A 9,950-nucleotide genomic window follows, 5' to 3' on the forward strand; every position below is an offset into this window, starting at 1 on the left:
AAGATGACCGCTATCGCTGATCCGGACCTCGCCCTGCGGGACGCGCAGAAAGCCATACAGTCTGGCGATTTTGCAACCGCCCGACAAATCACCGATGCGCTTCTTGCTGGCGAGCCGACTCATAAGGAAGCGCTCTACATGGCGGCAGTTTGCGCGCGCTATGAAGGTCGCAGCGCGGACGCGCTCGCGCATCTGGACGCGTTGAAGTCGCTCTCACCGGATTTCGGCCGCGCTTATCAGGAAGAGGGGCATCTCAAGCGCAAGCTCGGAGATCTGTCCGGAGCCGTCGGCGCTTTTGAGCGCGCGACCCGCTACAATCCTGCCTTGATAGCAAGCTGGTCTGCGCTAGCAGACCTGTACCATCAGGCGGGCAATACGGACGCGGCGACCAACGCCCGCGCGCAGGCAGACCGTGTACGCGCGCTTCCGCGTGAGCTGCAAGCGGTGACAAATCATATTCATGAGGGCCGCGTCTTCCGGGCGGAGGAAATCGCCAGAGCGTTTCTCCAGAAGCACCCGACCCATGTCGAAGGCATGCGCCTGCTGGCGGATATCGGGTCCCGCCTCGGTGTTCAGGAGGATGCAGAATTCCTGCTTGAAAGCGCGGTCGATCTTGATCCGGACAATGTGCAGTTGCGGCTCGACTATATTCAGGTGTTGCGCAAGCGGCAAAAATTTGCAGCAGCGCTGGAGCAGGCTGGAGTTCTGATGGCGCGTGATCCGGACAATCCGCTATTCCAGTCGCATTTCGCCATCGAGAGTATGCAGGCGGGTGATTATGAAACCGCGCTGGACCATTTTGAACGGGTGCTACAGAAAATCCCCGGTGATCCTGCTACGCTGGTCTCGCGGGGACATGCGCTCAAAACCTATGGTCGAACCGAAGAGGCAATCAGTTCATACAAGGCGGCAACAGATGTTGCGCCGGGGCAGGGGGATGCCTGGTACGGTCTCGCAAATCTCAAGACCTACACATTCGGCGATGATGAACTCGCCCGTATGCAAGCCCAGTTTGCTGCACTCGATATTGACCATATGTCCCGCGTCCACATCGCGTTTGCGCTTGGCAAGGCCCATGAGGATCGCGGCGATCATGACGCCGCATTCCTAGCCTATGCGCAGGGCAACGCGCTGAAGCACCAGACGGTTCGCTATACGACCGACCAGATGCATGCGGAATTCGACGCGCAAAAAGCGATCTGTACGGCTGACCTGTTTGAAGCTCAGGCCGGTAAGGGCTGCCCCGCGCCAGACCCGATCTTCATTCTTGGCCTGCCGCGGGCGGGCTCGACCTTGATCGAACAGATTCTCGCGTCGCACCCAGACGTGGACGGAACGCTTGAGCTTCCCAATATCCTGTCACTTGCTCATCGCCTGCGGGGGCGCAAGCAACTGACAGACCGTGAGCGCTACCCGCGTATCCTGCATGAACTTCCCGCCGATGAGCTGTCTGCGCTCGGTGAGGAATATATTGAGATGACACGCATCCATCGTCAGGGAGCGGCTTTCTTCACTGACAAGATGCCGAACAATTTCCGGCATATCGGCCTGATTCATCTGATCCTGCCCAATGCCAAGATCATCGATGCGCGGCGCGACCCGATGGATTGTTGTTGGTCGGGCTTCAAGCAACTCTTCGCGGAAGGTCAGGAGTTCACCTACAGCCTCGATGATATTGGAAACTACTATCGCGGCTATGTCGATCTGATGGCGCATTGGGACAGTGTTCTCCCGGAAGGGCGAGTCCTGCGCGTTCAGCACGAGGATGTCCTGGAAGACCTGGAAGGCCAGGTTCGGCGGATTCTCGATTATTGTGGTTTGCCGTTTGATCAGGCCTGTGTGAATTTTCACAAGACTGACCGGGCCGTGCGCACGGCCAGCTCCGAGCAGGTTCGTCGTCCGATCAACAAAAGCGGGGTTGAGCAGTGGCGCCCTTATGAGGCACACCTTGATCCACTGAAAGCCGCGCTGGGACCCGACCTCGCGCCCCAATAGGAGTCGTCAGGTGAGCACACGGTCCGATGATGCCTTGATCGCGCTGCGTAAAATACAGCGCATGACAGAACTGGCGTCCAAGCGGCTGGCTCAGACGGCGGGCCTTACTCCGTCGCAAATGACGGTCTTGCGCATGCTCGATGAGCAGGGGGAGATCTCCGCAGGCCGGGTGGCAGAGGCCACACAGCTGAAACATGCCACCATCACCAGCCTTGTCGACAAGCTGGAGGCACGCGGCTTGATCGCACGGCGCCGGTGTGACACCGACCGTCGGCGTGTTTGGCTGAATCTGCTGCCTGCGGGTAAAGAGGCTCTGTCGGTTGCGCCCGACCCGCTGCACGAAACATTCGCTGCCGGATTCGACAAACTCCCTGACTGGCAACAATCCATGCTGGTAGCGGCTCTTGAGCGCGCGGCTGGCCTGCTTGATGCCGAAGAGCTCGACGCTGCGCCCTTTTTGGACGTCGGAGAACTGGGATAAGCGTCACACGCAAGTTTGCGATTGCAAATCATTTTCACCAATGCTAGGTCGCGCTCTTACCCGTGTCGGACAGATGACGTGAATGAGGGCACCCTATGATTGCGACGAATCGGATCGTACTTTCCATTTCCGTACTGGCAGGCGTATTGCTTGCTGCGTGTACGACGCTGCCGGCGCGGTCTGATGTTTCCAATGTGATATCGCATCCTGCGGCGACCGATTTGAGGGATCCTCAGTTCCAGGCAGATCGTGAAGCTATCCTGGCGATGGCGGGAAACTACAAGGTGAAGTTCGACTTCAACGAAACCGTCGCCTTCGACGATGACTATTTTCTGAAGCCTCGCAAAGTGTCTGGTGGGGATGAGGTGGTCCTCGTTGTCGAGGATCGCGGAAACTTCATCAGCCTACAGCATATTCTGGTCGTAGGCGGCGAGCACAAGATGGCGATCAAGCACTGGCGTCAGGACTGGCAGTATGAGCCTGAGCGTGTGCTGATATTCATTGGCGGAAATGCCTGGGAGTGGCGTGACGTGCCAGCATCCGAGCGAGCCGGTACTTGGTCTCAGACGGTCTACCAGGTCGATGATGCGCCGCGATACGGGGCTGTTGCGACATGGTCGCACGAGAATGGGATTGCCACATGGCAGCCGCCACATGAATGGCGCCCGCTACCGCGGCGCGACATGACCACGCGCGATGATTACCACGCCATCCATGCGATGAACCGGCACGTCGTTACGTCTTGGGGCTGGGTGCATGAGCAGGACAATGGAAAGCTCGTCCTGAGCGGTAGTCAGCCACACATGCTGGCGCGTGAGACTGGCCTGAACACATATCGCCGAGACAGCGATTTCGAGACCGAGATTGCAACAGATTACTGGAGCGGTACCGCAGACTTCTGGGCTGGCGTTCGCGGCGAATGGGAAAGGATTGCCAATCAGAACGAAGCATTTGCCGTCACGATCAAGGGCGAGACCGAAGCGCTCTACATGCCTCTGCTGACCCTCGCCGGTGAAGTGGCAGACGGCAGCAAGGGAAACGAAGAGGCGGTGCTGGAGGCCAGACAGTTGATCGAAAATTTCACGACCAGCGACATTGGCGCATTGGCTGACCGATTGCGTCCCACTGACATGGATATAGCCGAAACAGACTGAGCTCGGCTATGGTTGGAATGCCCCTATCAGATTTTCTTCTGATTGACTCGTTCGGACAGTTTGGCGGGGCTTTCCTTGCGTTCTGAATAGCGGTCAACAAGATGGTCTGCACGGTCCCGGGTCAGGAGCGTGAACTTCACGAGTTCTTCCATCACATCGACAATTCGGTCGTAATATGGCGAGGGGGTCATGCGGCCGCGTTCGTCGAATTCCAGGAATGCTTTGGCGACAGACGATTGGTTTGGAATGGTGATGAGCCGCATCCAGCGTCCCAGAATGCGTAGCTGATTGACGGCGTTGAAACTCTGCGACCCGCCACAGACCTGCATGACGGCCAGTGTCTTTCCCTGGGTAGGGCGGACACCGCCGAGAGAGAGGGGAATCCAGTCGATCTGGGTTTTCATGACTCCCGACATTGCACCGTGCCGCTCCGGTGAACACCAGACCATTCCTTCCGACCATACGACGAGATCTCGCAATTCCTGTACTTTTGGGTGGGAGTCCTCCGCCCCATCGGCGAGCGGGAGACCATCGGGATCGAACATGCGAGTCTCGCAGCCGAGCTTTTCCAGAATGCGAGCGGCTTCCTCATTTGCCAGGCGGGAATAGCTCCGCTCCCGTAAAGAACCATGCAGAAGCAGGATACGTGGCTTGTGTGTGCTGAGCGCAGGGGTCAGGAGGGCGTCTGGGTCGGTCTCGCGAAAACTGTCTTCGTGAAGGGCAGGAAGGTCATTCGTGGAGGTCATCTGTGTGTTGGTCTTTCTCGGGCAGATCAGTTGATTGCTCCACTCATGCAAACCTGTTCGCGTTCAGAAGTGAGGCTTTGCGTGAGAGCTCTCTCAAGTTTCCGGGAACGCATTGCGGGTGCGATTGGCGAAGGCTACCAGCGACAGCATGACCGGCACCTCGACCAGCACGCCGACAACTGTGGCGAGCGCCGCTCCGGAATTCAGCCCGAACAGGCTGATCGCCACCGCGACGGCCAGTTCGAAGAAGTTGGACGTGCCGATCATGGCGCAGGGCGCGGCGACCTTGTGTGGCACTTTCCATGCCCAGGCGGCCGCGTAGGCGAGTGCAAAGATACCATACGACTGAATGAGAATTGGTACGGCAATGAGCGCAATGATGATCGGCTTCGCCAGGATCGTTTCGCTCTGGAATCCGAACAGGAGTGTAACGGTAGCCAGAAGGCCGATCACCGACAGGGGTTTGATACGGCGCGTGAAGGCGGTCACCGATTCCTCACCCCCGCGCTTCTTAAGGGCATTACGAGCCAGAATGCCCGCCATCAGGGGAACGACCACATAGAGCGCAACCGACAGGAGCAGCGTCTCCCACGGCACGGCGATATCCGTGACTCCCAGCAAGAAAGCGACAATCGGTGCGAAGGCAAACACCATGACCGCATCATTCACACTGACCTGAACCAGTGTGTAATTCGGGTCGCCACGTGTCAGATGTGACCAGACAAATACCATCGCCGTGCAGGGGGCAGCGCCCAAAAGGATGAGGCCGGCAATATAGCCTTCCGCGTCTCCGGGGGGGATGAACGGCGCGAAGACATGGCGGAAAAAAAGAACGCCGAGGGCCGCCATAGTGAAGGGCTTGATAAGCCAGTTCACAACCAGTGTGATGATCAGCCCCTTCGGTTTCTCACCGACGCGGCGCATGGCGGAAAAATCCACGCCAATCATCATGGGCCAGACCATGGCCCAGATGAGCAGGGCGACAGCGAAATTCACATTTGCATATCCGAAGCGGGCAAGTGCTTCGAACGCGCCAGGCACGATCTGCCCCAGGCCAATCCCAATCGCAATGGCGAGTGATACCCAGATAGAGAGGTATCTTTCGAATAGTCCCATGAGTATGCCCCGCATCTTACTCTGTCGGCGTTCCGATCCGGGCTAATTAGTGCCGCATACATTATTATTCAATAATTCATCGAATATCGTTCTGGTATTTCTTGGAGCGCATGCCTGCAGGGAGTTCACGTCAAAGACTGCTCCGAGGCCGCGCCTTTTCTGCGACTGAAGATGAGGAATGGCGCACCCAAGAGGATTCGAACCTCTGACCTCTGCCTTCGGAGCTGGTTCATTGCCCTATCCGAATTGCGCGATAGGGCACGCTAGGGCACGATAATCACCTGAAATACATTGATTTTCAGGATCCTGTCTCCGAAGTCCCTATCCGAGAATACGCCCGAATTTGCCGCCAAGTGCTTACGTGGTGCTTACGCGAAAGTCGGGTCTGGCAGGGACTGGGACCATGGCAAAGATCACCAAGCGGGTCGTCGATACGGCCGAGACAGGCAGCAAGGACTACGTAATCTGGGACGATGAACTCCCAGGGTTTGGCCTTCGCGTCTTCGCGTCAGGGAAGCGGAGCTATGTGATCCAGTATCGGTCTCGTGGCCGCTCGCGCCGCTACACGATCGGCCTTCATGGCGTGTGGACGCCCGAGACCGCGCGTCGTGAGGCGAAAGCGCAACTCGGCCGGGTTGCTCAGGGTGAAGATCCCGCAGAAGAACGAGAAGAAGACCGAAAGGCGCTTACCATCAAACAACTCTGCGAGCAGTACATCGCCGATATGGAAGCCGGTCTCATTCTCGGAAAAGGCGGCATGCCCAAAAAGGACACCACCATCGCCACCGATGTCGGCCGTATTCGCAGGCACATCATTCCCCTGCTAGGGACGCGACGTGTGCAGGACATCACCAAGCCGGACATGAACAATCTTATGAAGGACATCATCGCCGGCAAGACACGCGTAACCATGAAAACCGAAAAGCTTCGCGGCAAGGCTATCGTTCGCGGCGGCCGCGGCACCGCGATCCGGACAATGGGTCTGCTTGGTGGAATCCTCTCGTATGCCGTCGAGGCTGGCGTGATTGAGCACAACCCGACGCATGGTCTCCGCAAACCGAAATATCAGGTCCGCGACCGTCGACTCAGTGAAGCCGAGTACCGGGTTCTAGGCGGCATTCTTCGGGAGGCGCAGGAGAGCGACAACTACCGCATACACGCTGATATCCTCAGGCTGATCGCGCTGACGGGCTGCCGTCGCGGAGAAATCATGAATCTTAAATGGAGCGAGGTTGATCTTGAGGGAAGTTGTCTACGCCTGATCGATAGCAAGGAGGGCTCATCGGTTCGTCCGGTAGGTCTCCCCGTTGTGGAGTACCTGGAGAAGGAACGGCCGAAGAGAACCGGCACCTATGTCTTTCCCGGCCAGGGCATCGACAACGCGGTCGGAAACTTCCCGCAAAGCTGGAAGAAGCTGTTCAAGGATACGCCGCTCTGGGATGTGACGCCTCACGTGCTTCGGCACAGTTTCGCGAGCATCGCGAACGATCTGGGTTTCACCGAGATCACAATTGCCGCGCTGATCGGTCATGCCAAAGGATCAGTCACGAGCAAATACGTCCACACGCTCGATTCTACACTGATCATGGCCGCGGACACCGCGTCCGGTTACGTGAAGGCCTTGCTTGAAGGCGTCGAATTCAGGCGGAACACCTACACACTGGATCGACAATCCCGGCAGAGCGCGATCAACCAGCTATTGGTCGATGCCATTCAATAGCCTTCTGCTGGAAATTGAACCCGCTGCTTGCGTGCACCTTCTACCAAAATGGCCTTCAGTGTGGAGTTCTTGGGACACAACGCGTTGCTTCAGAGCGCCGCTTTGATGTTGGCAAAAGGAGCCATTTCGGGCTAAATGGCGCAAACGGGGCGTAACGGATCCAGTTATGAAGACCATGTCCGCAAGGGAAGCGAAAAACGCGTTTGGCTTGATGATCGATACCGCTCGCGCGGAACCCGTGTGCATTGAGAAGCACGGACGCGGTGTGGTGGTGGTTGTTTCGGTGGAGGAGTACGAGCGGCTTTGTGCGCAGAAGGACCGCAAAGACCAAACGACAGCAGGGGGTGGGGGCAACGGGAATGCACGGGCTTAGTGAACGCGACATTTGCAGCAAGTTTATTACGCCCGCCCTTACCGCCGCAGGCTGGAACCTGCATACCCAGATCCGCGAAGAAGTGAGTCTAACCGCTGGGCGCATAATTGTTCGCGGAAAACTAACATCCCGCGGCAAGCAGAAGCGCGCAGACTACATCCTCTATCACAAACCCAATATCCCGGTGGCTGTTATTGAAGCCAAAGATGCTTCGCATTCGGTCGGTGCCGGCATGCAGCAAGCGCTTGAGTATGCTGAAATGATCGGCATTCCCTTCGTTTTTTCAACGAATGGGAAGAGCATACTCCTGCACGATAGGTCGGTCACAGGCGGTGACGTCGAACAAGAACTTGCGCTGAATGAGATACCGTCACCAGATGAGCTTTGGCGGCGATATACAGCTTGGAAAGGACTCGCTTCCTCTGAGAACCCTATCGTAAACCAAGACTATTTCGATGACGGTTCAGGTAAGGCACCGCGCTACTATCAGACACTCGCGGTCAATCGCGTAGTTGAGGAAATTGCAAAGCAACGCGACCGGCTTCTCCTCGTCATGGCGACAGGGACTGGGAAGACATACACCGCGTTTCAAATCATCTGGCGGCTCTGGAAGGCGGGCGCAAAGAAGCGGATTCTGTTCCTCGCAGATCGTAATATTCTCGTTGATCAGACGAAGACGAACGACTTCAAGCCGTTTGGCGGCGCGATGACGAAGATCACAAACCGCCAAGCCGATAAGTCCTACGAAATTTATCTTTCGCTCTATCAGGCTGTCACCGGGACGGACGAAGCGGCAAACATCTACAAGCAGTTTTCGCGTGATTTTTTCGATCTGGTGATCATCGATGAGTGCCATCGCGGGAGCGCGGCGGCCGATTCCGCTTGGCGCGAAATCCTCGAGTATTTCTCGAACGCAACACAAATCGGCATGACGGCAACGCCGAAAGAAACGAAGGATGTGTCCAACATCGATTACTTCGGCGAACCGGTTTACACCTACTCGCTCCGCCAAGGCATCGAAGACGGCTTTCTGGCTCCATATAAGGTCGTCCGTTACGACCTCGATAAGGACCTGACCGGCTATCGACCGGAAGCGGGAACACTCGACCGCTATGGCAACGAAGTCGACGACCGCATTTATAACCAGAGGGATTTCGACCGGACGCTGGTTCTTGATGAGCGCACCAAATTGGTCGCCTCGAAGATCACAGAATTTCTGAAAGCCACAAACCGCTTCGATAAGACCATCGTGTTCTGCGAGGACACTGAGCACGCTGAACGCATGCGCCAGGCGCTCGCCAATGCGAACGCCGATCTTGTGGCTGAAAACCACCGCTACGTTATGCGGATCACCGGTGACGATGCGCTCGGCAAGGCGGAGCTCGACAATTTTATCGACCCGAAAGCGCGCTATCCGGTCATCGCAACAACGTCGAAGCTTCTGACAACGGGTGTGGATGCGAAGACGTGCAAGCTGATCGTACTGGATCAGCGAATTCAGTCCATGACCGAGTTCAAGCAGATCATCGGGCGTGGCACGCGCATCGATGAGGAGCACGGCAAGCAGTATTTTACCATCATGGACTTCAAGCGAGCGACAGAGTTGTTCGCAGATCCTGACTTCGACGGCGACCCGGTCCAGATCTATGAACCGGGTGCAGACGACCCACCCGTGCCGCCGGACGAAATTGATGATGCGACAACCACGACGGTCGGTAAATTTGGCGAGGAAGAGCAGTCCGAAATTGATGGTGGCGTTCTTGGCGATCCGTTCGGCGGCGAAGACCGACCGCGGAAGTTCTACGTCGATGGTGTCGAAGTCCGCGTTCTCTCAAAGCGCGTTCAATATCTCGGGCCGGACGGCAAGCTGATCACGGAATCACTGCGCTCCTACGCGAAAAAGACGCTCCAAAAAGACTACAAGACTCTCGATGAATTTCTCCGTCGTTGGGATGAAGCGGAAAAGAAGCAGGCGATTATCGAAGAGCTGGAGTCGCTGGGTGTCTCGCTCGATGGTCTGCGCGACGAAGTGAAAAACGGCGACGCTTTCAGCACTTTCGATTTGCTCTGCCACGTTGCCTATGGCCAGCCGCCGCTGACCCGCAAAGAGCGGGCAGAGCAGGTAAAGAAACGCAACTACTTTGCAAAATTCGAGGGCAAAGCGCGGGCCGTGCTGGAAGCGCTTCTCGACAAATATGCGGACGAAGATTTCGGCCCGCTGGAAAATGCCAAGGTTCTACAGCTCAAGCCATTCGATGAAATCGGGACCCCGGTTGAGATTGTGAGGGGCGTCTTTGGCGGCAAATCAGCTTATGAGGCTGCCGTCAGAGGGCTGCAGACCGAACTATATCGCGAGGGAGCGTAA

At 57.0% G+C, this 9,950-nt stretch carries 8 protein-coding genes; 6 read left to right on the top strand and 2 right to left on the bottom strand.

What is annotated here, in order from left to right:
• The first annotated feature begins 3 nt into the window (after nt 1-3).
• The 3 genes from CFA77_RS01870 to CFA77_RS01880 all read left to right on the top strand — a co-directional run bounded on the left by CFA77_RS01870 (nt 4) and on the right by CFA77_RS01880 (nt 3,630).
• Entirely contained in the window at nt 4-1,995 is a 1,992-nt protein-coding gene (locus CFA77_RS01870) for a tetratricopeptide repeat-containing sulfotransferase family protein (RefSeq protein WP_206992012.1), read from the top strand.
• Between the two features lie 10 nt (nt 1,996-2,005).
• Entirely contained in the window at nt 2,006-2,476 is a 471-nt protein-coding gene (locus tag CFA77_RS01875; RefSeq protein ID WP_206992013.1) for a MarR family winged helix-turn-helix transcriptional regulator, read from the top strand.
• 95 nt (nt 2,477-2,571) lie between these two features.
• Nucleotides 2,572-3,630 (top strand): DUF6607 family protein, encoded by a 1,059-nt coding sequence (locus CFA77_RS01880; RefSeq protein WP_206992014.1) that lies wholly within the window; start codon nt 2,572-2,574, stop codon nt 3,628-3,630.
• Nucleotides 3,631-3,656: 26 nt separating this feature from the next.
• Here the strand turns inward: CFA77_RS01880 and arsH are convergent, their stop codons facing one another.
• Nucleotides 3,657-4,376 (bottom strand): arsenical resistance protein ArsH, encoded by a 720-nt coding sequence (gene arsH / locus CFA77_RS01885; RefSeq protein ID WP_034816956.1) that lies wholly within the window; start codon nt 4,374-4,376, stop codon nt 3,657-3,659.
• A 93-nt stretch (nt 4,377-4,469) separates the two neighbouring features.
• Nucleotides 4,470-5,492 (bottom strand): ACR3 family arsenite efflux transporter, encoded by a 1,023-nt coding sequence (arsB, locus tag CFA77_RS01890; protein ID WP_206992015.1) that lies wholly within the window; start codon nt 5,490-5,492, stop codon nt 4,470-4,472.
• Nucleotides 5,493-5,895: 403 nt separating this feature from the next.
• Here arsB and CFA77_RS01895 point away from each other — a divergent pair, with 403 nt between their 5' ends.
• From CFA77_RS01895 to hsdR, 3 genes are all read left to right on the top strand, one after another.
• Nucleotides 5,896-7,212, top strand: a complete 1,317-nt coding sequence (locus tag CFA77_RS01895; protein WP_206992016.1) for a site-specific integrase — start codon at nt 5,896-5,898, stop codon at nt 7,210-7,212.
• A 166-nt stretch (nt 7,213-7,378) separates the two neighbouring features.
• Nucleotides 7,379-7,585: a type II toxin-antitoxin system prevent-host-death family antitoxin gene (locus tag CFA77_RS01900; RefSeq protein WP_206992017.1), complete on the top strand. Its 207-nt coding sequence runs from the start codon at nt 7,379-7,381 to the stop codon at nt 7,583-7,585.
• Entirely contained in the window at nt 7,572-9,950 is a 2,379-nt protein-coding gene (hsdR, locus tag CFA77_RS01905; RefSeq protein WP_206992018.1) for an EcoAI/FtnUII family type I restriction enzme subunit R, read from the top strand. Before CFA77_RS01900 ends, hsdR begins: the two co-directional genes overlap by 14 nt.

This window comes from Hyphomonas sp. KY3 (assembly GCF_017309975.1).
Taxonomy (GTDB): domain Bacteria; phylum Pseudomonadota; class Alphaproteobacteria; order Caulobacterales; family Hyphomonadaceae; genus Hyphomonas.

Excerpts from the sequence above, each read along its gene's own strand:
- CFA77_RS01900 (WP_206992017.1), top strand. The coding sequence starts at position 7,379 with ATGAAGACCATGTCCGCAAGGGAAGCGAAAAACGCGTTTGGCTTGATG.
- hsdR (WP_206992018.1), top strand. The coding sequence starts at position 7,572 with ATGCACGGGCTTAGTGAACGCGACATTTGCAGCAAGTTTATTACGCCC.
- CFA77_RS01880 (WP_206992014.1), top strand. The coding sequence starts at position 2,572 with ATGATTGCGACGAATCGGATCGTACTTTCCATTTCCGTACTGGCAGGC.
- arsH (WP_034816956.1), bottom strand. The coding sequence starts at position 4,376 with ATGACCTCCACGAATGACCTTCCTGCCCTTCACGAAGACAGTTTTCGC.
- arsB (WP_206992015.1), bottom strand. The coding sequence starts at position 5,492 with ATGGGACTATTCGAAAGATACCTCTCTATCTGGGTATCACTCGCCATT.
- CFA77_RS01895 (WP_206992016.1), top strand. The coding sequence starts at position 5,896 with ATGGCAAAGATCACCAAGCGGGTCGTCGATACGGCCGAGACAGGCAGC.
- CFA77_RS01870 (WP_206992012.1), top strand. The coding sequence starts at position 4 with ATGACCGCTATCGCTGATCCGGACCTCGCCCTGCGGGACGCGCAGAAA.